Annotated in this window: 33 protein-coding genes; 6 read left to right on the plus strand and 27 right to left on the minus strand. The window is 36.5% G+C overall.

The window, feature by feature from the left end:
- Positions 1-11: 11 nt before the first annotated feature.
- Positions 12-1,895: a 1-deoxy-D-xylulose-5-phosphate synthase gene (dxs, locus tag HYD3684_RS05290; RefSeq protein ID WP_015419645.1), complete on the plus strand. Its 1,884-nt coding sequence runs from the start codon at positions 12-14 to the stop codon at positions 1,893-1,895.
- On the opposite strand, the gene HYD3684_RS05295 is transcribed toward dxs, so the two are convergent.
- The 26 genes from HYD3684_RS05295 to atpC form a co-directional block, all read right to left on the minus strand.
- Entirely contained in the window at positions 1,881-2,498 is a 618-nt protein-coding gene (locus HYD3684_RS05295) for a protein phosphatase 2C domain-containing protein (RefSeq protein ID WP_015419646.1), read from the minus strand. The genes dxs and HYD3684_RS05295 overlap by 15 nt on opposite strands.
- Positions 2,495-3,298 (minus strand): serine/threonine-protein kinase, encoded by an 804-nt coding sequence (locus HYD3684_RS05300; RefSeq protein WP_015419647.1) that lies wholly within the window; start codon positions 3,296-3,298, stop codon positions 2,495-2,497. Before HYD3684_RS05300 ends, HYD3684_RS05295 begins: the two co-directional genes overlap by 4 nt.
- Positions 3,298-4,041: a tRNA pseudouridine(38-40) synthase TruA gene (gene truA / locus HYD3684_RS05305; RefSeq protein ID WP_015419648.1), complete on the minus strand. Its 744-nt coding sequence runs from the start codon at positions 4,039-4,041 to the stop codon at positions 3,298-3,300. The genes HYD3684_RS05300 and truA overlap by 1 nt, the downstream gene beginning before the upstream one ends.
- Entirely contained in the window at positions 4,038-5,717 is a 1,680-nt protein-coding gene (glgP, locus tag HYD3684_RS05310) for an alpha-glucan family phosphorylase (RefSeq protein WP_015419649.1), read from the minus strand. Before glgP ends, truA begins: the two co-directional genes overlap by 4 nt.
- 5 nt (positions 5,718-5,722) lie before the next feature.
- Entirely contained in the window at positions 5,723-6,508 is a 786-nt protein-coding gene (locus tag HYD3684_RS05315; RefSeq protein WP_015419650.1) for a DsbC family protein, read from the minus strand.
- Between the two features lie 38 nt (positions 6,509-6,546).
- A complete protein-coding gene (locus HYD3684_RS05320) occupies positions 6,547-7,497 on the minus strand; it encodes a glycosyltransferase family 9 protein (protein WP_015419651.1) in 951 nt (316 codons plus the stop codon).
- Positions 7,498-7,507: 10 nt separating this feature from the next.
- Positions 7,508-7,936, minus strand: a complete 429-nt coding sequence (locus tag HYD3684_RS05325; protein ID WP_015419652.1) for a DUF4878 domain-containing protein — start codon at positions 7,934-7,936, stop codon at positions 7,508-7,510.
- Between the two features lies 1 nt (position 7,937).
- Positions 7,938-9,335 (minus strand): NADPH-dependent glutamate synthase, encoded by a 1,398-nt coding sequence (gene gltA, locus HYD3684_RS05330; RefSeq protein ID WP_015419653.1) that lies wholly within the window; start codon positions 9,333-9,335, stop codon positions 7,938-7,940.
- Positions 9,336-9,338: 3 nt separating this feature from the next.
- Positions 9,339-10,106 (minus strand): dihydroorotate dehydrogenase, encoded by a 768-nt coding sequence (locus HYD3684_RS05335; RefSeq protein ID WP_015419654.1) that lies wholly within the window; start codon positions 10,104-10,106, stop codon positions 9,339-9,341.
- Positions 10,099-11,097 carry a radical SAM protein gene (locus HYD3684_RS05340; RefSeq protein WP_015419655.1) on the minus strand — a complete coding sequence of 333 codons (999 nt, stop codon included), beginning with the start codon at positions 11,095-11,097 and terminating at the stop codon, positions 10,099-10,101. Before HYD3684_RS05340 ends, HYD3684_RS05335 begins: the two co-directional genes overlap by 8 nt.
- Positions 11,098-11,107: 10 nt before the next feature.
- On the minus strand, positions 11,108-11,455 hold the full coding sequence (locus HYD3684_RS05345; RefSeq protein ID WP_015419656.1) for a DsrE family protein: 348 nt from the start codon (positions 11,453-11,455) through the stop codon (positions 11,108-11,110).
- 75 nt (positions 11,456-11,530) lie between these two features.
- Positions 11,531-11,977, minus strand: coding sequence for a glycine cleavage system protein H (locus tag HYD3684_RS05350; RefSeq protein ID WP_015419657.1), 447 nt, complete (start codon positions 11,975-11,977; stop codon positions 11,531-11,533).
- Positions 11,978-12,029: 52 nt separating this feature from the next.
- On the minus strand, positions 12,030-12,431 hold the full coding sequence (locus tag HYD3684_RS05355) for a DsrE family protein (RefSeq protein WP_015419658.1): 402 nt from the start codon (positions 12,429-12,431) through the stop codon (positions 12,030-12,032).
- Positions 12,428-12,685, minus strand: a complete 258-nt coding sequence (locus HYD3684_RS05360; RefSeq protein ID WP_015419659.1) for a thioredoxin family protein — start codon at positions 12,683-12,685, stop codon at positions 12,428-12,430. The genes HYD3684_RS05355 and HYD3684_RS05360 overlap by 4 nt, the downstream gene beginning before the upstream one ends.
- A 1-nt stretch (position 12,686) precedes the next feature.
- Positions 12,687-13,133, minus strand: a complete 447-nt coding sequence (locus tag HYD3684_RS05365; RefSeq protein ID WP_174256048.1) for a glycine cleavage system protein GcvH — start codon at positions 13,131-13,133, stop codon at positions 12,687-12,689.
- 90 nt (positions 13,134-13,223) lie between these two features.
- On the minus strand, positions 13,224-14,186 hold the full coding sequence (locus HYD3684_RS05370) for a CoB--CoM heterodisulfide reductase iron-sulfur subunit B family protein (protein WP_015419661.1): 963 nt from the start codon (positions 14,184-14,186) through the stop codon (positions 13,224-13,226).
- Between the two features lie 12 nt (positions 14,187-14,198).
- Positions 14,199-14,960 (minus strand): 4Fe-4S dicluster domain-containing protein, encoded by a 762-nt coding sequence (locus HYD3684_RS05375; RefSeq protein WP_015419662.1) that lies wholly within the window; start codon positions 14,958-14,960, stop codon positions 14,199-14,201.
- Between the two features lie 12 nt (positions 14,961-14,972).
- Positions 14,973-15,746 carry a hypothetical protein gene (locus tag HYD3684_RS05380; RefSeq protein ID WP_015419663.1) on the minus strand — a complete coding sequence of 258 codons (774 nt, stop codon included), beginning with the start codon at positions 15,744-15,746 and terminating at the stop codon, positions 14,973-14,975.
- Positions 15,746-16,804, minus strand: coding sequence for an FAD-dependent oxidoreductase (locus HYD3684_RS05385; RefSeq protein WP_015419664.1), 1,059 nt, complete (start codon positions 16,802-16,804; stop codon positions 15,746-15,748). The genes HYD3684_RS05380 and HYD3684_RS05385 overlap by 1 nt, the downstream gene beginning before the upstream one ends.
- A gap of 20 nt (positions 16,805-16,824) precedes the next feature.
- Positions 16,825-18,141 carry a heterodisulfide reductase-related iron-sulfur binding cluster gene (locus tag HYD3684_RS05390; RefSeq protein WP_041112960.1) on the minus strand — a complete coding sequence of 439 codons (1,317 nt, stop codon included), beginning with the start codon at positions 18,139-18,141 and terminating at the stop codon, positions 16,825-16,827.
- 52 nt (positions 18,142-18,193) lie between these two features.
- A complete protein-coding gene (locus tag HYD3684_RS05395; RefSeq protein WP_015419666.1) occupies positions 18,194-18,916 on the minus strand; it encodes a 4Fe-4S dicluster domain-containing protein in 723 nt (240 codons plus the stop codon).
- Positions 18,917-18,929: 13 nt separating this feature from the next.
- On the minus strand, positions 18,930-19,358 hold the full coding sequence (locus tag HYD3684_RS05400; protein ID WP_012514125.1) for a DsrE family protein: 429 nt from the start codon (positions 19,356-19,358) through the stop codon (positions 18,930-18,932).
- Positions 19,359-19,484: 126 nt separating this feature from the next.
- Entirely contained in the window at positions 19,485-20,018 is a 534-nt protein-coding gene (locus HYD3684_RS05405) for a DsrE/DsrF/DrsH-like family protein (RefSeq protein ID WP_015419668.1), read from the minus strand.
- 10 nt (positions 20,019-20,028) lie between these two features.
- A complete protein-coding gene (locus tag HYD3684_RS05410; protein ID WP_015419669.1) occupies positions 20,029-20,262 on the minus strand; it encodes a sulfurtransferase TusA family protein in 234 nt (77 codons plus the stop codon).
- Between the two features lie 107 nt (positions 20,263-20,369).
- Entirely contained in the window at positions 20,370-20,918 is a 549-nt protein-coding gene (locus HYD3684_RS05415) for a DUF507 family protein (protein ID WP_015419670.1), read from the minus strand.
- An 11-nt stretch (positions 20,919-20,929) separates the two neighbouring features.
- Positions 20,930-21,340 carry an ATP synthase F1 subunit epsilon gene (atpC, locus tag HYD3684_RS05420; RefSeq protein ID WP_015419671.1) on the minus strand — a complete coding sequence of 137 codons (411 nt, stop codon included), beginning with the start codon at positions 21,338-21,340 and terminating at the stop codon, positions 20,930-20,932.
- Positions 21,341-21,415: 75 nt separating this feature from the next.
- On the opposite strand from atpC, the gene dnaN reads away from it, so the two are divergent.
- The 5 genes from dnaN to HYD3684_RS05445 are packed head-to-tail and all read left to right on the plus strand — an operon-like array spanning position 21,416 to position 25,901.
- Complete coding sequence (gene dnaN / locus HYD3684_RS05425; protein WP_015419672.1) at positions 21,416-22,612, plus strand: DNA polymerase III subunit beta; 1,197 nt, start codon at positions 21,416-21,418, stop codon at positions 22,610-22,612.
- A 24-nt stretch (positions 22,613-22,636) separates the two neighbouring features.
- Positions 22,637-23,380 carry a TIGR00730 family Rossman fold protein gene (locus HYD3684_RS05430; protein ID WP_015419673.1) on the plus strand — a complete coding sequence of 248 codons (744 nt, stop codon included), beginning with the start codon at positions 22,637-22,639 and terminating at the stop codon, positions 23,378-23,380.
- On the plus strand, positions 23,377-24,519 hold the full coding sequence (gene sbcD, locus HYD3684_RS05435; protein WP_015419674.1) for an exonuclease subunit SbcD: 1,143 nt from the start codon (positions 23,377-23,379) through the stop codon (positions 24,517-24,519). The genes HYD3684_RS05430 and sbcD overlap by 4 nt, the downstream gene beginning before the upstream one ends.
- 60 nt (positions 24,520-24,579) lie before the next feature.
- A complete protein-coding gene (locus HYD3684_RS05440) occupies positions 24,580-25,428 on the plus strand; it encodes an SPFH domain-containing protein (protein WP_015419675.1) in 849 nt (282 codons plus the stop codon).
- Complete coding sequence (locus tag HYD3684_RS05445; RefSeq protein WP_015419676.1) at positions 25,425-25,901, plus strand: NfeD family protein; 477 nt, start codon at positions 25,425-25,427, stop codon at positions 25,899-25,901. The genes HYD3684_RS05440 and HYD3684_RS05445 overlap by 4 nt, the downstream gene beginning before the upstream one ends.
- Positions 25,902-26,000: 99 nt before the next feature.
- Here HYD3684_RS05445 and purE read toward each other — a convergent pair whose 3' ends face one another.
- Positions 26,001-26,465, minus strand: a complete 465-nt coding sequence (gene purE, locus HYD3684_RS05450) for a 5-(carboxyamino)imidazole ribonucleotide mutase (protein WP_015419677.1) — start codon at positions 26,463-26,465, stop codon at positions 26,001-26,003.
- Positions 26,466-26,467 lie beyond the last annotated feature (2 nt).

The raw sequence follows: 26,467 nt of genomic DNA on the forward strand, positions 1-26,467 counted from the left end.
TATTAAATTAAATGAGTGTATTAGAACGTATAAACAGCGTATTGGATTTAAAAGAGCTTTCAAAAGAGGAATTGGAAGTTTTAGCTCGAGAAGTTAGAGAACTTATCATAGATGTAACATCCAAAAACGGGGGTCATGTGGCTCCTGGTCTTGGTGTTGTAGAGCTTACCATAGCACTTTTAAGGGTTTTTGATGTACCAAAGGATATTGTAATCTGGGATATAGGCCATCAAGCTTACCCTTGGAAGATACTAACAGATAGAAAAGATGTATTTCATACGCTTAGAAAAAAAGGTGGTATATCTGGGTTTTTAAGAAGAGAAGAGAGTATATACGATGCTTTTGGAGCTGGGCATAGCTCTACTTCTATATCGGCAGCGGAAGGTTTTAGAGTAGCAAAAGACCTATTAAAAGATGATTCTTATGTAGTAGCCGTTATAGGGGACGGTGCTATGACCGCAGGCATGGTATATGAAGCTTTAAACAACATAGGACACCTTCATCATAACAAACTTATAATAATATTAAACGACAACGAAATGTCTATATCAAAAAATATAGGTGCAATATCCACATATTTAAACAAACTAATCACCGGCAGACACATCCAAGATACAAGAAATAAAATAAAAAATATTTTAGATAAAGCTGGGTTTGTACCAAGAAGATTTGCAAAACTTACAGAAGAATTTGTAAAGGGTTTTGCCACGCCTGGTATTTTGTTTGAAGAGCTTGGTCTGAATTACATAGGTATAATAGATGGTCACAACGAAGAAGCCCTTGAAACAACATTAGAAAACGCAAAATTTATAGATGGACCCGTGTTAATACACATTGTCACAAAGAAAGGAAAGGGCTACGAACCAGCGGAAGAAAACCCTGTGAAATGGCACGGTGTTGCCCCTTACAAAAAGGAATCTGGTGAAGCTTCAAAAATGTCTGGCGGTAAATCCTGGACCCAATGCTTTTCCGAAGCGCTTCTTAAAATAGCGGAGCTTGATGAAAAAGTGGTAGCTATAACCCCAGCCATGAAAGAGGGTTCTGGTCTTGTGGATTTTGCTAAAAAATATCCAGACAGGTTTTTTGACGTTGGCATAGCCGAACAGCACGCTGCTACATTTTCTGCTGGGCTTGCAGCAGGGGGTTTGAAACCTGTTTTGGCTTATTATTCTACTTTTATGCAAAGAGCCTACGATCAAATAATACACGATATAGCTCTTCAAAATCTAAACGTTGTCTTTGCAGTAGATAGAGCTGGTTTAGTAGGAGAAGATGGACCTACGCACCATGGGGTTTTTGATATATCGTTTTTAAATTGTATACCAAACATCGTTATATCATCTCCAAAAGACAATCTTGAGCTTTTAGACCTTCTTTACACAGCTATAAATTCCAACAAACCATTTGTAATAAGGTATCCAAGAGGAGAAGCGGTTTTATCCAAAGAAGAAAGAGCACCAAAGCTTATAAAAATAGGTAAATGGGAAGTGTTAAAGCCTGGTACAGATATAGCTATACTTACAAACAGTTATCTTTTGAAAGAAGCTTTAGAAGCATCTTATGAGCTTTTAGAGCATGGTATAAACATAGAAGTGGTAAATGCAAGGTTTATAAAACCTTTAGATGAAGATATGCTATTTGATATAGCAAAAAGGTTTAACACAGTTTTAACCGTTGAAGACGGAGTTTTAAAGGGTGGTTTTGGAGCCTCTGTTTTAGAGTTTTTTAACGACAATATGTTAGACGTACAACTTTATAGAATAGGTATTCCAGACAAGTTTGTAGAGCATGCTTCTCAGAAAGAGCTAAGAGAGATGTTTAACCTTACAAAAAATGGTATTAAGAAGTTCATATTAGAGAACATATTTGCATCTCAAAAGCTAAAAAACTTTTAACACTATAAAAGATAGGTTATCTTTCATACGATGTTTTTTTGACAAAATATGCTCTTTTATAGATTTAGGATCTTTTCCTGCTATATCTTCCAATACATCTTTTATATCGCATATGCCGTCTGTGGATATTAAAAAAATATCGTTTTTCTCAATGTTTCCTATCGTTTTATATAAATCTATACTCCAATTTATACCAAGGGCTTTTACGTATTTTTTATAGTTTTCTAGTTTGCTTTGGTCTTTAGTAAGTTGTATTAGGCTTTTATCACGAATAAGAAATATTTTAGAATCTCCAACATGATATACATAGTACATCATGCTATCCAAATCGCATTTTAACACACTAAGCGTGGTACCACATATAAGCCCGTCTGCATATTTACTTAACCTATTTATAATCTCTTTGTTTATTTTATTAAAAGCATTTTCTATATCATCTAAATATTGCTCTAACACCTGTATCGCTATTTTTGAGGCAAGCTTTCCAGAGTTTTTATCTCCCATACCATCTGCCACTGCAAATACACTATCTTGCACAAATATTTCATCGCTTTGGTAGTTCTTCTCTCCTATTATCTGCCCGCACTCGTAGATTATATTCATAAAATCTCGTGAGTCTTTAGATATTCTCTTAGTTCCATAGCGTTTTGAAATCTTTTGTTGTAATCACACTCTAAAAGCATCTTTATAAATTCCCTTGTTTTTTGAGGTAAGTCTTCGGATATCTTATAATCGCAGTTTTTGTTTCTTTTTAACTTTGGTATATCGCTTTCTACCTCAAAAGGGTCTTTTTTTGTAAGGATATAGTGAAGCAACGCTCCCATAGAAAATATATCGCTGGCTGGATATATTTCATTTCTAAATATCTCAGGGGCTATATAGCCTACAGTACCTTTTACAGATATAAGAGATTGTCCTTTTTTTGTTTTTAAAAGCCCAAAATCCCCCAATTTCCACACAAGCCCTTTTAATATCTTTTTACCAAACACGTTATCTGGTTTTATATCGCTGTGTATATAGCCCATTTGATGTAAAAAAGCAAGGCCGTTGGTTATGTCCGTAAAAATCTTCAATACAGCCTCTTTGTTAAGATCTTGATGAGATATATATTCTTTTAAATTTCCAGTATCCATAAGCTCGTATATAACATACAATCTCTTTTCCTCTTTTTTATAAAGATAGCTTATCAAAGATATAATGTTTGGATGTCTTAAAAGAATAAGGGATTGGACTTCTTTCCAAAGGTACTCTATGGCATATTCATCTTTTGCTATTTTTAATGCAAACTCTTTCCATTTGTATTTGCCTTTTAAGCCCTCAACTTTGTATACTTTACCAAACTCACCTTCCCCAAGAATCCCTACTATCCTATACATATCTAAAACTATATCGCCTATTTCCATCAGTAATACACCTTTTTTAAGTATAAACCATTAGCTTTTGCCGTGTGGTTTGAAACTTTTTTGGCTTGTAAAAAATCGTTAACATCGTCTATGGATATAAGCCCTTGAGCGTAAGATAACATCGTGCCTACCATACGCCTTACCATATACCTCAAAAATCTATTGGCAGTAATTGATATTTCTACCAAAGGGTAATCCACTTTAAAAGTTATATTTTCTACAAAGCAATATCCGTTTTCGTCTTCAAGCTCTTTGGTAAATCCCCTAAAATCCTTATAACCTAAAAATAAGTACGATATCTCCATCATTTTGCCTAAATCTGTAGGCTTATACACAAGCATTGCCCTATCCTGGAAAAACGGTGAGTTTTTCTCATCAAAAAACAGTTTGTATATATAGGTTTTTTTTAAAGCATCAAAACGTGAGTTAAATTCCAAAGGAACTTCTTCTATGTTGTGGACTTTTATATCCTTTGGTAGAGCGCTGTTTAGGGCTTTTTTTAAAAAGTTTAAATCTTTATCAAATTCCATCTTGACGTTGAATACAAACTCAATAGCATGAACGCCTTTGTCTGTCCTAGAACAACCTATTGCCCTTATTTTTTGCTTTATAGGTTTTTTCTTATTTACTATGTAATAAAGTTTTTCTTCTACTTCGTTTTGTATGGTGGGTACGTTTGGTTGGTATTGCCATCCGCTGTAATTTGTACCCACAAAGGATATACTAAATTTGTAGTTCTTCACACCGCCAACGTGTTCTTTAGATAAAGCTTTGTGATATACTCCATCACCATCCTATTTGTATTAAAGTAAGTGGATACAGTGGCCACAGACATCTTCATCACACTTACATATTTGCCAAAACTATCATAGTAAGTGGGCAATATTATATATCTAAGCTTGTTGTAAAGATCATGAATCTCATCAGGATCCCATTCTGGTTCTACGTCTATATCTTCCCAAGAGGTTTTTTTACCTATGGACCAGCCGTTTACGTTTTCCATACAACCTTCTATCCACCAACCATCCAATACGGAGAAACTTGGGACACCGTTTAAAGCTGCTTTAATTCCACTTGTACCAGAAGCCTCTAAAGGTCTTTGTGGAGTGTTTAACCATATATCTACACCGGATATAATAATCTTAGCTTTATACATGTCGTAATTTTCTATAAAAGCTATTTTTAACTTGTCGGTTTTGGATTTTACGTAATCTTTTGCATCAAATATCTCTTTTATGATGGCTTTGCCTTCCCCGTCAAGCGGATGAGCCTTACCAGAAAATACTATTTGAAGACCGTTAAAATCGTTGGCTATATCTATGAGCCAATCAAGATCTTTTAATATCATGTGGTTTCTTTTATAGGCTGTCATACGTCTTGCTACACCTATAGTAAACCAATCCCTAGAAAATGAAGCGTCCGTTTGAGAGTTTACAAGATCTATAAGATCTTCCTTTGCTTTTTGATGGGCTTGTATAAATATCTGGTCAGGCACATTGGTTATTTGTCTTAGAAGAGATGGGTCTTCTTCCCAACCCCTTATAAATTCCGTATATAACTTTTTATGGTGAGGGGAGGCCCATCTTATATGATGAACGCCGTTGGTAACGTATTCCAGCTTATACCCTTCAAAAATGCCCTCTGAAACATATTTGTGTTTTCTTGATACAGCAGCCACAGTTCTTGAAGCTTTTAAAGATATCCAAGATAGGTTAAACTCTTGATCGTGATCAAAAAGATCCTCCATATTCGTATCTTTTATATAATCTTTTAAATAGGTTTTCACATCGTCTATTGGGAACTTGTCAAAAGCAGCTGCCACAGGTGTATGAGTTACAAAAACTACTCTATCTCTCACTTTTTCTATATCTTGTAAATCTTTCAGAAGACCTATCGTGAGAAATGCTGAGTGACTTTCATTTATGTGATATACCATAATCTTATAACCCAAAACCTTTAAAAGCTCATAACCACCTACACCAAATATAATCTCTTGAAGCATCCTATCCTTTCCTTGGGCAAGATAAAGCCTGTCAAATATCTGTCTTATCTCTGGTTGGTTTTCTTTTAGGTTTGTATCTAAAAATAGTACTGGTACTACGTGTCCAGAAATACCCACCATATCGTATTTCCAAGCTGTCACATATATATCTTGACCGTTAACAGGTATTTTGATTTTAATATCTAAAGGCTTTAAATATTTTGATGGGTCCCAAGTTTGCGGGAAATCAGTTTGAGCTCCATGAGCTGTAAGATGCTGAGATGTATAGCCCTTTCTCCAGAGTATAGTAACACCTACAGAGGGCACTTTTAAATCCGCAAGACTTTGAAGAGTATCACCAGCCAATACCCCTAAACCCCCACTGTAAGTGGGTATATATGGTTCTATGCCGCATTCCATTACAAAGTAAGCTATCATAACAATTATTTTATCAGATTGCCAAACTCTTTGTACATCGCTTCTTTTGAGTTTGCAATACCAGTTTCCACTTTTCCAGTAGGACCCACAAATGTAGGCGTTCCATCTACTCCTAAACCTTGCAAATATGATATATTTTCCTTTACTTTTTCTAAACCTTTTTTACAAGGGCTTTTTGGTACCGGAGCACTGTACATAAACTCCAGCATGCTATAACTAGCGTTGTTGTCACATAAAAGCTCAGCGGATTTCTTAATAGAGCCTGGATGCAAAGAGCCTGTTGGTGTTTGTACAGGATATAAAATTACTTTTATTGCTATATGGTTTTTCTTAGCCCATTCTTTAAGCGGGCCTTCCGCTTCGTGACAAAACGGACATTGAGGATCTGTTATGAAATATACAAAGTTTTTAGCGTTTTTAGAGTTGTACACAAAATCAACATGGTCTTCTAATTCTTTTAGTTGATGCTTTGATAGCTTTTCATACTTAGATAGATCTGGAGCTACCAAAGACTTATGCTTTATATCTATCACTTGACCTTGTATTATATAGTTTCCGTTTTTACTTATAAAAAAGTATTGAGCGTTTAGAGGAGATACTTTAAACACCACTTCACAAAAACCGCTAAGTCTTTTGGATGGATATACATCTTCTATTTTTATAGTAGGCGGTAGGTTAAAATTTTTCAATATGCTTTTAACCTCTGTTTTTGATGGACAAGCGTCCTTTGCATAAGCACTGCCTATAATCATACCAAAAGCACCTATAGACAACAAAAGCTTTTTATACATAAAATTCCTCCTAAATATTAAATGCCATTATACCACAGCTAAATGAATAAATCATGAATAGTCTTCACTTTCTCTAACACGTCCTCTGGTTTTACAAAATCAAGGCACTTGTAGGTTTTTGTTTTACAGCTTTTAGGATTTATAGAACAAGGATGACAATACAGCTTAGGCTCTAAATAAAACCCATTTATAGGATAAAACCCATAAGAGGCTGAAGTAGCGCAATATATTGAAATAGCTTTTATACCAAAGGCGTTTGCTATATGAACGGAAGAAGAATCGTTTGAAATCACCAAAGAAGAAAGACTAACAACAGCTAAAAACTCTTTTAAAGATGTTAGACCTGATAAGTTTAAAACATTTTTTATATTGTCAAAAGCCTCTAAACGTTTATCAGATAATATAACTACAGGTTTATCAAGAAATTTTGATAGTTTTACAAAGTGCTCTTGTTTCCAGGTTTTTAAGAAAAAATTTGATATAGGGGATATTGCTATGAAAGAAAGTGGTAAATTGAATTTTCTTTTTACAGCTTCTTTTAGACCTTCTTCTATATATAACTTTGGCGGTTTTGGAGTTAGTTTTTTTGATATCAAAAGCTCCAAAAGTTTTATATTTCTTTCTATCTCGTGAATACCTTTTTCTTGGTAAGGTATAAGGTCTGTATATAAAAATTTCCCCTCTGATCTATCAAAACCTATTCGCTTTTTAATACCAGACAAATAAAGCATTAAGGCGCTTCTAAAAGATACATGTAAAGACAAAACAGCATCGTAGCCTTTTATGGCTTTTATGATATCAAAAGAATCTTTTAAGGATCTATCGTAAGGATAAAGCTCTACAGGGTAACCATATAAAACATCTTTTATAAAAGGCCTTCCTACAAAACCTACGCTGTACTCACCAAAAATATCAACGGTATTTTGCAAAAGGGATGTAGCCAGTACCACATCCCCTAAGTAAGCTGTTTGCCAAACAAGTACTTTCAATAAATAAACGCTAAAAACTTATGCTGGTTATCTTCCAAGAGCCGTCCTCTTTTGATACGGTAAAAGTAATATCACGTTCCATATGCTCGTTGTCTTTGGTTTCTAGCACAACCTTTACCTCAGAATCTGATATTTTTGACACATTTTTAATCTTAAAAGATTTTACAAAAGACATCTGACCCTCCAAAGAAGCCCCCAAAGCTTCATACGGCTTCATCTCCACTAAAGCAAGTGGTAATTTTAATTGGCTTTCTAAGCTTTCCCTTAGGCTTGGATCGAGCTTTCTTATAGCTTTTATAGGATGATGGTCTTTTAGATTAGCCATAAAATCCGATACTAAATCTCTAGATATCCCTTGAGGCGAAGACCCACAAGCTCTAAAAAGCAAAAACACAGCCCCTAAGGCTACTATTCCTATAACAATTTTCTTCTTTGACATGCTATGACCTCCTAGATTTATTGATAAGATAATCGTAAATATGCTTTGCCGCTTCTTTTCCTTCTTTCAAAGCTCTTACTACAGTATCACCACCGTTTACCACATCCCCAGATGCAAATATACCCTCAACAGAACACATATAATTTTGGTCCACTTCAAGAGTACCCCATTTTGTAGTTTTTAAGTTTAATTCTTCAAAGGCTATAGGGTTTGGTTTTTGGCCTATAGCCAACACCACAGCGTCACAGTCTATAACAAACTCTGAGTTTGGTATCTCAATTGGTCTAGGTCTTCCCGATTCGTCCGGTTCACCAAGCTCCATTTTCACACAAAGAAGACCTTTTGTATAACCGTTTTCATCTCCTATTATTTCTTTCGGTTGTGTAAGCCAATGTATTATGGCACCTTCTTCTTGAATATGATCCCATTCTTCGTCTCTAGCTGATGAGGTTTCTCTGGTTCTTCTATAAACTACATGGGTTTCTATACCAAACCTTATAGCACTTATAGCACAATCCACAGCGGTAAATCCACCACCTATTATGGCTACTTTTTTTATATCTGCCATCGGACAACCTAAAGCTATATTCATGAGAAATTCTATTGCAGAATATACATTTATAAGGTTGTCTCCTTTTATACCGAGATTTCCCCTACCGGCACCTACGCCTATAAACACCGCATCGAAATTTTCCTTTAGTTCTTTAAGCGATATGCTTCTTCCTACTACTATGCCAGTATGAAATTTTACGCCCATTTTTTTGAGCTTGTTTATTTCGTATTCTAATATAGATTTATCAAGCCTTGCATTTGGAATACCGTAAAACATTACACCACCAAGCTTAGGAAGCGCCTCGTAAACCTCAACATCTACACCTCTTCTAGCAAGTTCATAAGCACATCCTAATGATGCTGGACCTGAGCCCACAATCGCAACTTTGTATCCTTTCTTTTCTTCTATCTCTACCGATGGTTCTATGCCAGATATCCTTACAAAATCTCCTACAAACTTTTCTAAAGCCCCTATGTTAACAGGAAGACCCTTGTTTCTCTTGTTTCTTACCGTATCAAAGTACAATATGCAAGCACCTTCGCATTGCCTTTCTTGAGGACATACCCTTCCACATATTGATGGAAATATATCGGTTTGAGTGATTATCTTGTAAGCTTCCAATATGTTACCTTCCGCTATCTTCGATATAAAACCAGGTATGTCTACATTTATAGGACAACCTTTAATACATCTTTTATCCGCATCTTTGCAAAGTATACAACGCCTTGCCTCATCTATAGCTAAATTTATTGTATAGCCAAGAGCATACTCTTCAAAAGTCTTTGTGCGCTTATCCACTGGCATTAGGACTTCTTGGTTTCTATCGTAATACCTAATTTTTTTCATGGCTCAACTCTTCCTAGAACGCACCAACACTTCTTTTAAAATTAGGTGCCTTCTGTTTAAATCATCAAAATCTATCTTGTTGGCTTCAAGCCAAGGCCCCTCTACGCAAGGAAGTTTAAGCTTGCCATCATATTGAATCCTACAAGCCAAACAAAGCCCTACCGTACAAAGCATCCTTGTGATAACTGCACACAAAACATTTTTATCTTCATAAACACTAACTAACTCTTTAGCTAAATCGTTAGAACCAGCACTTACAACAACATCATATGGTTTATCAATCTTGCTAAAAGCCTCTATACTATCAAACTCATAAACATGATCAAATATATCTGTATAGCTTTTCAAATCGTCTAAACGCACTGAGTCAGAATTTATAAAAGCAAGTTCTATTTTGTTTTTTGGCTTTAGATGTTTTGCAAGATTGTATATACCTGCAAAACCCCAATTTATACTAACAAAGAGTATATTCTTATATTCTAGCTGAGGGAAAGGTTTTCCAGCTGGACCTTCCACGTAATGCAACCTTTGCCCTGGTTTTATATTTTCAAAAGCCTCAGTCACCACCGTGTCATCAGATTTTTGCAACAAGAAAGAAACAGTGCTATGTTCTACATCTGCACTCATAATAAAAACAGGTATTCTTTCTGGCTTTTCTTGATATTGCATGATAAAAAATTGACCTGGTTTTGCTTTAGAAAGATACAAACTCTTTAGTTTTATTAGTTTCAGACTTTTAGAGATATCTAAAACTTCTAATACTTCAGCCATTCACAAAATCCCTAATGTCAAATATCACCGTAGAACAGCAGTTTGGAGATATATGAGGCTTCATACCAAATTCCATGCTTTGAGATACTATGCCCTCTGCTGGAAAAGCTATACCGTTGGCTCCTGCTAACATAGCGTATGTATCAAAAGCCAAGCGATACTCTCCTGCTGGTCTTGCACATCCTATTATTATAGGGTTTTTTGGCATTTTTTGTCTAGCGTAAAGTATCACCTCTGCAGCTTCTTCAGCGCTTGGAGGTTTTATAAGCTGATATCTTGCGTTACCGTAGTAAGGCATAACCACTACAAGCACCAAAGCATCGGGATCGTATTTTGATATCATATCTACCGCGTTAAACTCGCCTATAATCTTACCGTAATGTAGGCCTATGATAATATGAGGCACTATTTTAAGGCCATACTCTTTTAAAAGTCTCAATGACTCGTCGTAGTCTTTGGTGCTTTTATGAGGAAGCTTATAAACCTTATGAATTGTTTCATCTTCACCTATAATATCTAAAAGAACAGCATCCACATCAGCTTCTTTTAGCGTCTTAGCCAATCTTTCATCCACAAGGCCAACATGACATGTTACTATAAGCCCTAACTCTTTTTTGGCATATACCATTGCATCTTTATAGTCGTATAGCTCCACGACGTTATCTTTGTTTGAGCCTCCTGATATAAGTATACCTCCAACGCCTGCTTCCTTTAAGTCCTCACAAACTTTTACAAGCTCTTCGGGAGAAGTGGCAGGTATCATATGGTGCAATATTTTAGAAGCGCAGTGATCGCACATCAATTCACATTTTTTCCCAGTTATAGATATATCTACAAACCTCGGTTTTGGCACAGTTTTGAAATCCTCTACCTCGTAATGCTTAAAACCTGGCCCATAAAAAAATATATTGTTTCCAAAATGTTCTTCTTTTGTTTTAAGACCTGTTTTTAGCTTTTCTAAAAAAGCTTCATCTACTTCTATGTCTATCATAAATTCTACCTCAAAATGTTATTACTTCAGCACCTTGATCTATGAGTTCTAAAAGCTCTGGACCAATAGCCAAAACGTTTATGCCTTTTTGTTCGTTGTAATCTTTTTCTCCTAGCTTTGTAGAGTTGTTTATACAGGCCATTGTAGTAACGCCTTTTTCTAAAAGCTTATAAAACAAATCTTTTAAATGAGGTATATTCTCTATTTGTCTTGGTACTTTAACTCCGTCTGCCCAAAAGAAAAATCTCACATCAAAGCTTGGATCCTCAGAGGCTCTTAAAGCAAACCTCATACTCATCTCTACTCTCAATTCACTTATATTTACATCAGACATCAACACAATAGCTAATTTCTTCATTTAAAACACCACATACAATTGATTTTTAAATTAAATTTAGCGGCCCTACTCCAAAAGAGTAGGGCATAGATTATATTAACCGCAGGAGATACCTTTTTCTTTTGCTATAGCACCTAACTTTTCTGCAGCTTCTGGGCCTTTAAGAAGCATTGACACTTCTGATGGATTAGTGGGTTTTATCTTTGCTATCCAACCAGCACCATAGGGATCGTCGTTAGCTAAGGCAGGATTTGCTTTTACTGCATCGTTTATCTCTACCACTTCGCCACTCAATGGAGATGGCACTGGACCAACCCATTTTCCACTTTCTATGGTAGCTACTGACTTTCTTCTTTCCACAGTTTTACCTGGTTTTTTCGGTGTATAGGCTACCAATCTACCAGCCATAGCTGCAGCTACAGAAGTGAGGCCTACCGTGAAGGTGCCATCACCGTTGTCTTTTGCCCATGTGAAGGCATTAGCCTCTGCGTCAACGTCGTAAAGTAAATCCTCTGGGATATTGCACCCGTTTACTACTGCCATATATACCTCCTTAATAAATTATTTTCTAAATTAATTTTTAACTTTTAAAAGCCTAAAAAATTATTACCTTATCAGCTTCTAAAGATTTTTGAGCAAATTCACCAGCTGGAACTATACCGTCTAGCAATGGTATTAGCTCATCTTCTTTTAAACCCGATGAATCTATAGCCTGCTTACAAGAGTAAAGTTTAACACCAGCAGCTTTAGCATCTTTCATAAATTCATATACCGATTTTGGTTTTTGACCTGCTACACAGGAATCTCCACCGGGGTATATAGATTCTGGAACGCCCTTTCTTATTAGATTTGTACCATCCATATTAAAAAATATCTCTACTATTGCATCGTTTGAAGCCATCAAAGCTCCTATAAAAAACGGTGTAGCGCATCTATGAGGTGTTTTTGGACCGCTTGTCATTAGTATTAACACTTTTTGGCCTTCTGCTTCCATCATGAGTTAAGCACCTTCCTTACCTCTTCTTCTGAGGGCACTCCTACAAATGTTAGTTTGCCGTTTATAATCGTAGATGGAACACTTCTAACTATTAACTTTTTAGCCCAAGCCCTACCTTCTGGTTGAGCCACATCGAGCACTTCGTACTTGAAACCAAGTTCAGCTTGTAACTTTTGATAAAGAGCATCTGCATCTGGACATGTAGCACACCACTGAGACACTAAAAGTATAACATGTTTATCAGAAGCCGCCATACTACGTACACCTCATGCAAATAATATCTTCTCTATCTATGTACTCTTTCATTTTTCTAACAGCTTCTTCACCAGTTACCAAATCTTTTAAATCTCTTTCTAAATTTACAGGTTTTAACGTTACTATCCAACCTCTACCATATGGATCGTAATTTATTATATCAGCTTGCTCTAATAACTCTTCGTTTCTTCTTACTACTTCACCCTCTACGATACAAGGTATAGGACCAGCCCATTTACCACTCTCTAACGATGCCACTGGTTTACCTTTGGGTATTTTCTTACCGACATCTTTTATGCGTATATGTAGAAGCTTACCAGATCTGGTTTGCCCTACATCTGTAAGACCGTACGTTACATTACCGTCTGGCTCTAACCTAATCCACACTTGATTTTCTATATCGTAATACAAATCTTTTGGTATCAAACAACCGTTATGATCAACTATATTTTCGTCTACATTACCATGTAAATCCATATCTATACACCTCTAGAGCTTGAAATTGCCCCCAGAAAACGTGGGGGGCAAAATAGTATATCATGCCAAACCGTATCTTTTCAGCACTGGTAATGGATCAGATAAATTGTCTTTTAGCTTTACTTCAGAGGCGCTTCTTCCCAATGCAAGACCTAAGAGTTGAGTAAAATAAACGGCTGGTACATCAACATCTGGAACACCTTTTAACATTAATCTATGTCTATACATTTCCAAAGAAGCATGGCAAAGTGGACATTCGGTAGCTATAACATCGGCGCCATTTCTTTTAGCGTTTTGCAATATCATCATAACAAATTTTTCTGACACTGACTCATCCGACAAGGAGTGAGGACCACCGCAACATTGGGTATGCATAGGTTCAAAATCTACACTAGTAGCTCCGGCCGCTTCTAAGAGTTTGTTTTGGAAAAATGGATGTTCATCATCATCAGCCGTTGCTCTTCTCATGGGTCTATCTTTATCTAAGTCCTGACCACCAGAGTGCGAATATGTCCTAGCATAGAAGTGCGGTCTTGTATATAGACAACCGTAGTAGTTGGCTACCTTTAAACCTTTTAAAGGTTTCTTGGTCTTTTCTTTTATTTTTTCTGGGCCAGCTTCTTCGTAAAGCCACTCTAAAGCATGATATGTCTCAGGTATTACATCCAAAGGATCCACACCGCCTTGTTTTAAAAGATCATTTGTTTTAGTAAGCACAGAATTATCGGTGGTTAGAAAGTACCAAGCCCTTTGGAGTGAAAAAGAACAACCGTTGCAAGGAGCCACTATTACTTCATGTCCTTGTTTTCTAGCCAAAGACATATTTCTAGCGTTCATTAAAATAGTGCCCCAGAACGTTACATTTTTTGATTCCATTGCTCCGCAACAGTTGTAATCTTTTAAATAATCAAGCTCTAAGCCCAAATCTTTAGCTACCAGTCTTAAAGATACATCGTAAGCTCTAGCTGCACCTTCTAATGAGCAGCCTGGGTAGTAAGCTACATTTTTACCTATAACACCCATGTAAAACCTCCTTTAATGAGTCATTATGCCTTCTTCATTTATAACTCTTTCAAGAACTTGTTTGAATCTGTTCCAGTTTTGAGTTCTTGGATGTATCAACATATGTTTGGCATTTAATATCAAGAAATCTATGTTCATACCTTTCAACGGTTTGATAGCTAAGCTTTTTAACCAATCTGGCAAACCACCTGCAAAAGGTATTGGTTTCTTGAGGATTGGATCCTTCATTACATTAAAACCTTGCTTTTCCATCCATCCAAACAAAAGCTCTCCATCTTCTATACGTCCGTATTCTATGACACTTTCAGTAAAGAACTTGTCAAACTTTTTAGATGGGTATTCTTCTATAAGGCCTCTTTTCGACATTTGATTTACTATTACCTTTAATACTTCCTCTACCAAAACGCCTTTTGGACATCTATGCGTACATTTGTGACAAGACACGCATCTCCATATTACATCTGCTCTTTTCTGCAATTCATCTAACATACCTAATCTTGCTAAATATATGAAATGTCTTGGGTTGTATTTCTCGTCCCAATAGTTGTGCACAGGACAACTAGCTGTACAGTATGAGCATTGATAGCACTGGTTTATCGTTTTCCCTTGGGGGTGGTTGATGATATCTTTGGCGAAATCTAAATCGTAATCGTCTATTACGCGAGGAAGTATTATAAGGTTCCAGTCTCCAGATGCATCAACACCGTCTATAACTATCCTATCTTTCTTTATTATACGCTCTTGCTCTACAAGGCCACGTTCATGAATAGCCATAACAACCTCCTATTAATAGGTAAAAGTTACTTCATCATCTCTTAAAACACCTAAAAGACGCTTGGCAATAAAATCTGCAGGTGGGAAAAACCCTTTAGCACTATGCATTGTAGATAGGGTCATGTAATCAACGTAAGTACCATAAATCATAGCCAAAAAGATATCTACAAACAAAAATCCTCTCACTCTTATACCGAACTCCAGAAGCTTTTCGTAAACTTGAACATAGGTTTGATAAAATTCTTCGTAAGTAGAACCATACATCTCTCTGCCGTGCCCATTTACTGGGGCTTCTTCTTTTAAGAACACAATAGCTCCACTTTCAGATTCAGGGTCCCATATCCAAGAGGTGAAAAGTATGTAATCTTCTGGAAATGTAAAATGTAGTATCTCTGCAGCAATATCTCTAGCGTTTTTCTTACTTACACCTCTTATTACATCTGTAAAAGCGTTAACCCTTTGTTCCCAGGTATCCGCTTTAGAATATAAAAGATCGCTTATAGCTTTTTTGAGGTTGTTAACACCGGTTTCTTCCACAATCTTATTTCTGAATCTTCTAGCTGGGTACATCCTGTAAAATACATCAAGCAATGTGTCCTTATCTATAGAAGCTAATCGCTCCTTTGAGAATGTCTCTCTAAAAAGATTCGATTTCTCAAGAACCCTAGAATAGAACTCTTGAGCTAGCTCCTCTCCATCTCCTAATATCTTTATTAGATAATCCCTTACTAAAAAGTCATCAAGAGGGGCCGCTTTGAACCCCTCGTTTGGTTTAATGTTGCTCATTATACACTCACCTTAGCTCCTATAAAAGCTATTGCTTCTGCAGCTGCTGCCTCACCTTCAGACATAGATGACTCTATATCTATAGGGCCTTTGCAAGCACCTGCTATAAAAATACCTTCTTTGTTTGATATGATGTTTGAACCTGAGTTGTCAGAAGGTATCAGGAATTTACTATCTTGATCTTGGTTCAAACCTAGTATCTTAGCAACTTTCTTTGTACCTTCAGATGGCTCCATTCCAAGCACTAAAACTACCAAGTCCATTGGTACTTCTGATGGTCTTTGAACTATAGTGTCTTCGTGCTTTACTACAAGTCTTCCGTCTGACGGTCTAAAGGTTATTTCAGCTATTCTTCCTCTTACATATCTAACACCGGCTTTTTCTTGAGGAGCCCAATAGAATGGGTATTCCCAAGTGCCATATGTTCTAACATCCATATAATAGCAAAACACATCTACATCTGGATAATGTTCTCTTATCTCTGTGCCTTGTAAACCAGAGAGAGCACATCCATATCTACAGCAGTGTACATTTGATACACCCAATTGCCTATCTCTTGAACCAACGCAAAATACAAATGCTACACGCTTGGGAAGTTGGCCGTTGGATGGTCTGTAAAGCTTACCTTGACGAGAAAACATTTGCTCTAACTCAAGGTTTGTTATTACATCTGGGAAAAGCCCATAACCGAGTTCACCTTTTCTTCTTGGATTAAAGTGTTGGAAGCCAGTGGCCACTACTATAGCTCCAGCTTCTACAGTTTCCCCGTTTGATAGCTTTACCTTGTAGTTACCAGGCGCACCTTCACAAGCTTCCACTTCTGTACCTAACTTGACTTTAACGTTTGGGTTCTTAGTTACTTCATCAATAACGGGACCTAAAACTTGTGATGGTTTTAGCTTTCTTGGAATAAGGGTATGATAATCTTCCAATATCGGTCTACCACCTAGTTTTTGCTCCTTCTCCACTAAGATGGTAGATATACCCAATTTACCAAGAGTTTTAGCTGCGGATACACCAGCAGGTCCGCCACCTATTACTAATACGTTCTTAGACATATATAACCTCCTAAGGTTTATTAAGATCTAAACAATACCTTATCAGCCGTTGCACTTGCCCTTGGTTTGCCGTCGGATGTTCTGCTGTATGGTTCGTACAGGTCATAGGTTTTAAAGAATTCTTGAAGCTCATCGTGTTTGCCTGCTTTATCAAGCTCGTTTATATATTTCACAGTGTCTTCCCACTCTTTTCTTAGCTCTTTCCAGTTGGTTATACCCATTTTTTCCAAGAGAGGTTCATAGCTTGAGCAGTTCCAGTATAGTTGAACTATCTTGTACGGATGCGCACCACAGGCTAAAGCTGAGAACATAACATCTGACATAACAGCTACCGGATAGTACATATCATGAGCTTTGCCTATCCATTGATTCTTTTCGAAAGTTGTGGTACAACCGGTATCGTGAGTAACTATAACATCTGCCTTAGCATCCTCATATATTACCTTCAATTTTCTGTTTATAGCAAAAGACCTGGTGAACTCTCTTTCTGTCAATATATGTCTAAATCCAAAACCACAGCAATCATACCATGTATAATAGTCAGCCACTATAGCTCCTAACTCTTTTACAACAGCAGTAGATGCTGCTGGTCTTTGGCCTCCATATATTTCTGGGTCATATACGTAGTCATCAGCTATCATTTTCCAAACGTGGCAAGCATTGTGTATAGCAACTCTTACATTTGATACATCTATACCTTTTGGTTTACCTTCTTTTTCGTATAGTTCTCTTATCTTATATCTGTTTGCATGTGTCCATTCTGAGTAGTGAACTACTTCTTGAGGTATCACCAATTCACCATTTGGCCCCAATCTACCCAACTTCTTCAATATAGGTCTTACAGCATCTCTAAGCTCTTTATTCATTATGAGTTGTTCTCTAGTTTCCTTGTAAGAACCAAAAGATGTACCACAGTGAATTAGAGGATAATAACCAGTCTTCCAAGCTTGGTGCATGTTTCTTAGCCATACAGCAGCCAATGCAACAGGGTTTGATGTACCAGAACCATGGTAGTTCCATGCAGTACAAGAAGTTTGGTGTGGTTCGTTTAGATAATCATATCCAAACTTGTTCATAAACCAGAATATAGAAGCTGGATATCCAGGAATGTTACCACATTGTCCACAAGATTTATGGTGCCATAGTTTGTTGGTAGGCACAGTCTTTATACGACCTGTTCTTGTATAAACCTCTACAGGTTTATGTTCTTTGGTGATTCTATGTATAAGGATCTCACCCTTTGCTTCCAATTCTTCCATGCGCTCAAATATTTCATCGTAATGAGCATGGTTGTTTTGAATTGGAAATTTGGTCTTGTCATATCTAAGTAAACTCATAAAACTAACCTCCTAAAAAATTTTTTTGGCACTACGCCAAAAATTGCAAAAATCACTCTTCTTGCATGTCTTCCCAACGCTCTTCGTTTTCTTCTACCATATCCATGATAACGTTGTAAAGGTTGGGGTCTATCTTTTCAAGCATATCAAATATACCTGTTTCTCTCCAAATACTGTAAAGCTCTATGGCAGTTTGAAGAGATACTTCCCAAGCTGTTTTTACAGATTTACCTACATCAAAGGGTATAGCCATACGCTTTGCTCTCAAGTTTTCCATATTGTCAGCCATCTTTGGACCCCAGTCTGGGAAGAAGTCCGGTTGAAGCATATCCGCTGAGAGCTGGTTACCAGTGGTCATAACCTTCAAGAGCACACGACCGTATGGTTTGAGAAGATCTTTAGTTGCGTCAAAGGCGTTTCTAACAGCCACTTCTCTCATTATAGCCACAAGACCACCTGGGTTGTTTACAAATGGACATCTTATCCAACAGGTAAAGCATTGGGAACAAGCCCATATGTATTCGTGCATCATGTCATAAAGCACTTCCACATCATCTTCCAAAAATCTTTGGACTATTTCTCTGGGTGAATAATCAAAAAATCTGTTGGATGGGCATGATGCAGTACAAACACCGCAATTTAAACAACCAAATATATATTCGTGATAGCGAAAGTCTGATTTGACTTCCTCTACAATTCTAACCTTCTCTTCCCATGGCACATCTTTGGTTTTCTGCGATATGGGAAGATTGTATCCGTAAGCGTGTCCATCCATAACAATTACCTCCTTAAAGGGTTATAACGGCGTACTCGCCACTCATTACTTTGTCCAAGAATGCAGCACCACCTATTATACCATCGCAAAGCTCGGTGTTAACGTCCTCCCTTTTGTATTCTTCCGTCAAGTCTAAAGATGGTACGCAAAGATATACCTTCACTCCTGCTTCTTTTGCCATTTTTATAAAATCATACACAGTTTGTTCTACGCCTGGTCTTACTTTAACCTTTTTTGCATTGTCTTTCATCAACAAAAATCCGGCCTCTGAAGTAATAACCATCTCCACTTCAAAGTCCATTGTTGTAGCCGCAGTAGCCAAGAAAAAAGGTGCACCCGCTTGAGGGTTTATAAGCTCACCAGTCACCGCATCGGCTCTTTCAAAAAATGGAACAGTTAAAATATAAAAAATAATTTTATCAAATCCATTTGGTACCGCCATAAATCTCTCCTTTAATAAGTTTAATCCTAAAATTTAAAAAATCAATTAAGATTTGCTTATAAGAATATAATAAATTGCTTATAAGTAACTTAAGCTCACACCTCTTGTTGTTCATCAAGATCACCATTAAACAAAAATTGTTATCGGCTTATCTGCTTCCAACAAGAAATCAAACAAAGTCATAGCTCCAGCCGGTGGCTCCAAGCCGTCTATTAAATCTTCGTATTTGTATCCGAAAAGTTCCATAGTCATCTGACAGGGTATTAGCTTAACATCGGCTTCTTTACACAACTGAAGAAGCTCTGGTATAGAAGCCACACCGTGTTCTTTGATAGATTTTTTCATCATCTCTGTCATAAGATCTGTCATGCCGGGTATTACACCCATTAGCTGAGGAGGACCTGGTATAAAGTTTGACACGCTTTTAAGAAAAGGAAACTTTTCTTCCATAGATGGTGGGAATGCCATAGGCATAGCCGGATTTCCAACAGGGGCCAGCTTTAGCTGGTTTACTTTTTCCTTATGTATTATATTTAAGCCGTAAAACGTAAAGAATATGGCCGTTTCTAGACCCATTGAAGCACCTACTGATGCTAATATCAATGGCGGATATGCCATATCTAACGTACCTTTTGTGGCTATTATAGCCAATCTTTCCATATTAAACTCCTTACTTTTTCTTTAGATAGAATATAATTTTTCCACCTTCTTCCACAGTTTCTAATAGCTCATCCCCAGTTCTTTTACAGTAAGCTGGTATATCTGCTTTCGCTCCTGGGTCTGTGGTGATGAGTTCCAAAATTTGACCAGATGACATTTCTGCCATTTCTTTTTTGGTTTTAAGTACCGGTAAAGGACAATTGAGACCAGATGCATCTAAAGTCCTGTCTACTTTAATAGCCATGCAAAATACCTCCTAAATAAGTTATGTTATTATTTTATTCTTTATTTTATATTTTATGTATTAAGATTTTATTAAAAAAAATTAATTTTTTTTATAATTAATTGCTATCAAGCAAGGCCTCTTTGCTTTAGAGTATCTTGATATATCCTTTTATATAGAATGTTCCACTCGGATGTTCCTTCTACAATCTTCTTGGAATAATTTTTTATACGCATACGCACTTCTTTCTCTATCTCTTCTTCCTCTTTGGCAGCTTCTATAAGGATAGAAGATATAACTTTTCTTATCATTGGTATATCTTCATAAATTTCTATGTTTGGATCGTTTTTAATAAGATCTCTTATTCTGTTGGTTATTTGATTCATGCGTTCTCTAGGTTTTGTTTCTATTTTCATTTCCTCAGCCAGCTTCATTCTTATGGTTCTATAAGCTGTCCTGTAATCTATGTTTTCTTTTTCTATATAAGATAGTTGGTCTTTTAGTATTTCTTTTGCTTTTTCATCTAAGTTTTTTTCTTCTTCATCGGCTTCTTTAAATATTGCCAGCAACTGTTTTTTAAAATAATCTACATCCTCTACTTCTATATATTTTTTTGTTAAAAGCTCAGATAATAACTTATTTATTATTCTTTCCACCAACCTTTCTGGTAATCTCACGCTTGTGCTCCTTAAGCTTTTATTTTAGGACTAAAATGCTTTGCTATGTTTATAAACGTTTCCGCCATCTCCCTTTTTTTCTGCCATTCTGATATTTCTTCCGCAGTTTTTGCATCAGATAATTTTCTCGTGGCTTCTTCAAAAACTTTCTTGTATTCTTCGAGGTCTATATTTCCTACTGGAATAGCTTCTTCTGTTAGTATTATAACTTTGTCCGGTGTTATATCGGCAAATCCATATCCTACAGCTATACCATTTTTGTCATCTTTGTTGAAGTAAACCAAACCAGGCTTTATTTGAGTTAAAAGCAACATATGGTTTTCCAATATGCCCATTTCACCGTCGTAGGCTGGTATATTTACAGATTCTACCTCTTCGGTGTATACAACGCCCTTTGGTGTGACTATATCAACTTTTAACATAAAGCCTCCATATCATAAGATAATATTATACCAAAATATTTTTTGTAAAAAAATTAAATATGCTATAATTATGGTATGGATTTAGAAAAAAACCAATGTAGCGTAGTCTTCGATAAAAAAGAATTTGACGATATCGTATCCAAAGCTAAAAATACCACAGAATCGAAATCTATACTCCCAATATTATCAAATTTCCTAATAGAGATAGAACATTCTAAGTATTTTGTAAAAGCCACAGACTTAGAAAACTATATAAAGATAGAAGGTAGACCAGAGCAATCGGAAGTTAGCTGCACCTTGTGTATAAATTCTAAGAAACTAAGCGATATAGTAAAAAGTCTTTCTTCTGCAACATTCACGCTAACGCTTGTTAACGACCCTTCAACCCAAAGCTCTTACGTCCAAATACAGAGCGGCAGGAGTAAATTTAAGCTAACGTTAGCAGAAGCTTCCGAGTTTCCAGCTTTTCCAGAGATAGAAGAGGACATGATATCAAATAACATACTTGGCTCTATGCTGTTAGAGGGTTTGGAGAGGACAGATTACGCTGTAGCAAAAGAAGATGCCATGAACCCCACCCTCACAGGCGTAAACATGATACTTGACAACAACGATGGAAAGCCTTTTGTAGAGTTTGCCGCCACAGACGGCAATAGACTTACGGTTTTCAAAAAATACTACCCCAAAGATGAATCCAACGAAAATATAACTTTAAACAAAGTGTCTTTTACAATACCAAGAAAAACAGTAAAAATATTAAAATCCATAGTAAACAAAGCATCTTTTGTAAATATTTACTATAAAAACGGTGGCTCGTTTTTGATTTTCGAAGATAAGGCAATGGGCTGGACGTTGTTTAGCAGGCTTTTAGAAGGAGAGTTTCCAGATTATAAGATGTATATAGAAAACGTAGAAAGACCTTTAAACGCCAAAATACAGCGTAAAGATTTGAGAGATTTGATAAGAAGGCTTTCTTTTAGTGCAGATGGTACTGTTATACCTATAAAGCTTACCTTTGCCGACAACATTTTGATAGGAGAAACCTCAGATAGAGAACTAACAGAAGGAAGGGATGAGATCGATATAGATTACGTAGGAGAAGCTTTTAGCGTAGATCTAAACGCAAGATATCTAAAAGAATCCGTAGACTACGCTCCATGCGACTATATAAACATATCCACCGATGATCCTATGAACGGCATATTAGTTTCTTGTGGAAACTTTGAAGAAGAAGGTTTTTATTACGCCTCTTTAATAATGCCTTTTGGATGATTTTAAAAGCTGAAAACTTAAATTATGACTGACAACAACCAAATACTGGAAGAGCTAAGGTTAAAAGAAGGAGATACATGGCGTATCTTTAAAATACTCAGCGAATTTGTGAATGGGTTTGATACGCTATCCCATGTAAGCCCAGCGGTAACGTTTTTTGGAAGTGCCAGATTCGACGAAAACAACTTTTACTATAAAAAGGCTTATCAGCTTAGCTACGAGTTTGGAAAAGGTGGTTACAACGTTATAACAGGTGGCGGACCAGGCATTATGGAAGCAGCCAACAGAGGAGCTAAGGATGCTGGTGTCATATCGGTGGGTTTAAATATAAAGCTTCCCAAAGAGCAAAAGCCAAATCCATATCAGACACTCTCTATGAGCTTTGAATATTTCTTTGTAAGAAAAGTTATGCTTATAAGATACTCTATAGCCTATCTTGTTTTTCCTGGTGGATTTGGTACTATGGACGAACTCTCTGAAGCTCTTACCCTAATACAAACTAAAAAGAGTCCAAAATTTCCAATTATTCTCTTTGGTAAAGAATTTTGGGAAGGTCTTGTGGATTTTTACAAAAATACCTTTATAAAACATGGTACCATCGACGAGGAAGATTTATCTCTTATCCATCTTACCGATGATATAGACGAGGCTATAGCTATAGTAGACAAACATCTCTTAGAAAAAATAAAACTCATGGAAGAACAAAAAGAAGACATTTCTAAGGTAGAAAGATACAAAAATACCGCAAGGATTAGAGGTCTTAGATGACCAAGTTTTTACACATAGGCGACATACATGCAGGGAAAACTCTTCATAACAAATCAAGAAACGACGATGCAGAATATGCCATATCTCAAGTGATAGATTTTGTAAAAAAAGAGCCTGTAGATTTTATTCTTATGGCGGGGGATATTTTTGATCAATACAACCCAGATACAGAAGCCACAAAAATCATATTTGATTTTATGGTAAGGGAGTTAAACGATTTAAAGATTCCAGTGGTTATGATCACCGGAAACCACGACGGGCATAGTTTTTTTGAAGGTTACAAGACTCTTGCCAAATACGCCAACATGCATTTGTTTGTAAAACCATCTCCAGACGATTTTGTTATCACAATAAAAGATACCAACATAATATGTGTGCCCTACATTTCTCCTAAGTTTATAGTTAGGCTCTGGGAAGATAACTCAAGTGCAGAGTACGCTAACAAAGTAGAAAATTTTATAAATGCGCTCATTTCAAAAGCTCCAAGAAATACCTTTAATATATTGCTTTCTCATATGATGGTAAAAAGTGCAAAACCAACAAAATCAGAAAGAGAAGCTTCCATAGGGGAGTATTACGCAATAAATTTAGACAACATAAACAACCTTAAAAACTTGGACTACGTTGCCTTAGGGCATGTGCATAGATATCAAAAGATACCCACCACTACAGATGCCTATTACACAGGTTCTTGTTTTCAAATAGATTTCAACGAAGAAGGACAAGAAAAATACTTCAACTTTGTGGTTTTAGAAAAGCATTCCACCAACAAAGTAGAAAAGATAAAATTAGACACAAAAAACCAGCTTAAAACTATAAAAGTTGATGCTAAAAGCTTAAATATAGAAGATATAGAAAACGTAAAAGGATACGTAAGAGTTATCATAGACGATACCATCGAAAACACCAGGCTTTTAGAATCAAGGCTAACATCAGAACATATAGCCAGCAAAATATTAGAGATAAGAAGAAACGTCTTTGAAAAACCAGATATACAAGTAGATATAAACAAAATAAGAAATAACCTTGTAGATTTTTACGAAGAATATTACAAGGCAAAATACCGCGAAGATTTGCCAGAGGATTTAAAAAAAGCATTTGTAGAACTTCAATACAAAGTAGAGCATATAGAAGAATAAAAAATAGCAATTGACTTTTTCACAAACTTTTTTATTTTAAAGTAAAGGAGGGTAAAAAGCTTGATAAATTTGACAATAGTGCTTGCAATTGTAATCATAGCGCTAGTATTGATAAGATTTTCTATAAGAGCGGTTCCCCAAGGAGAAGAGTGGATTATAGAAAGACTTGGTAGATACCATAGGACTTTAAAACCAGGCCTTGCTTTTATAATGCCTTTTGTAGATTACATCAGAAACAAGGTTAACGTAAGAGAGCAGTTTTTAGATGTACCTTCTCAAGCTGTCATAACAAAAGATAACGCTATAGTCCAAATAGACGCCGTTTTTTTCTACAGAGTGGTAGATAGCTACAACGCCACTTACAACATTACAAACATAGATGCATCGTTGATACAATTAGCCAAAACAAACCTAAGAGCCATAATAGGCTCCATGGAACTAGAACATGCCCTATCCAATAGAGATGAAATAAACGCAAAGCTTAGAAACAACTTATCTGGTATAGAAAGCGAATGGGGCATAGTGATAACAAGGGTAGAAATAAGAGATATACTTCCACCAGAAACCATAGTAAAAGCCATGGAAAAACAAATACAAGCTGATAGAGAAAAAAGAGCTATCATCCTTCAAGCAGAAGCCAATAGAGAAAAACAACGCTTAGAGTCCGAAGGTTATCTCATAGCACAAACCAACAGAGCAGAAGCTATAAAAAGGGTAGGACAAGCCCAAGCAGACGTCATAGCAATGATAGGGCAATCTCTAAAAGAATCAGGAGAAACCGCTGGTTTATTACAACTAGGAGAGCGTTATATAGAGGCTATAAAAGATTTGGCTTCTTCAAACAGCTCTAAGCTGATAATATTCCCAAACAGCATAATAGATGCCGTAAAAGGCCTTATAGACAAATGAGCCCGTTTCTTTGGATACTGCTTGGTATAGTGCTTTCTTTATTAGAACTAGCACATCCTGTAATGATATTCTTTCCCATAGGGCTTAGTGCTATTGCAACTGGAGTTTTTGGGCTTTTGATAGAATATTTTACAAAAATACCTTACGAAAAAATGCTCATAACCCAACTTATCACATTTTTTGTTGTAAGCGCTATAAATATATATCTTCTTCGTAAAATCTCAAAAGAGTGGATAAGTGTAAAAACACCAAAATCTTCTCAGCCAGAGAACGCTATACTTGGCAAGGAAGTTTACGCAAAAGAAGACGCTAAAGCAAAAACCATGATAGAGGTGGAATCCCCTTCTCCAATCCTCGGTGTAAACTTATGGCATGCAAAAGTTTTAGACGATGTAAAAGCAGGCGATAAGCTTGTAGTGGTTGGTCACGAGGGAGGTATATTGGTTTGCAAAAAAGCTTCCCCTAATGTATAGGATCGGATAGAATATGAACAGAGTGCTGTAAGCACGTTTTATATGCCTATCCTTTTAAAAGACACTTATCATAAGATATAAGAAATGCTGTTGACACACTTAAATAATCATATTATAAACCTTTTGCTCTAAAGATTTTTTGTAGTCTTCGAGCTTTTTAGAAAGAGATTCGTATTTTATAGATAAAATCCTAATGGCTAAAAGAGCGGCGTTGTAGGCGTTTCCAATGGCTACTGTGGCTACTGGTATACCTTTTGGCATCTGGACTATGGAGTACAAAGAATCAACACCGTTTAGATGCTTTGTCGGTATCGGGACACCTATTACCGGAAGTGTAGTGATGGATGCCACCATACCCGGCAAATGGGCAGCACCACCAGCCCCTGCTATTATCAGTTCTATGCCCCTTTCTTTTGCGCTTTTGGCATATTCATACATCAAATCTGGGGTTCTATGAGCGGATACCACCTTTTTCTCGTAAGGGACTTCAAACTCCTCAAGTAAATCCGCAGCTTCTTTCATATATTCCCAATCCGATGAGCTTCCCATTATTATACCTATCATTC

It is taken from the genome of Hydrogenobaculum sp. 3684, assembly GCF_000213785.1.
Lineage (GTDB): Bacteria > Aquificota > Aquificia > Aquificales > Aquificaceae > Hydrogenobaculum.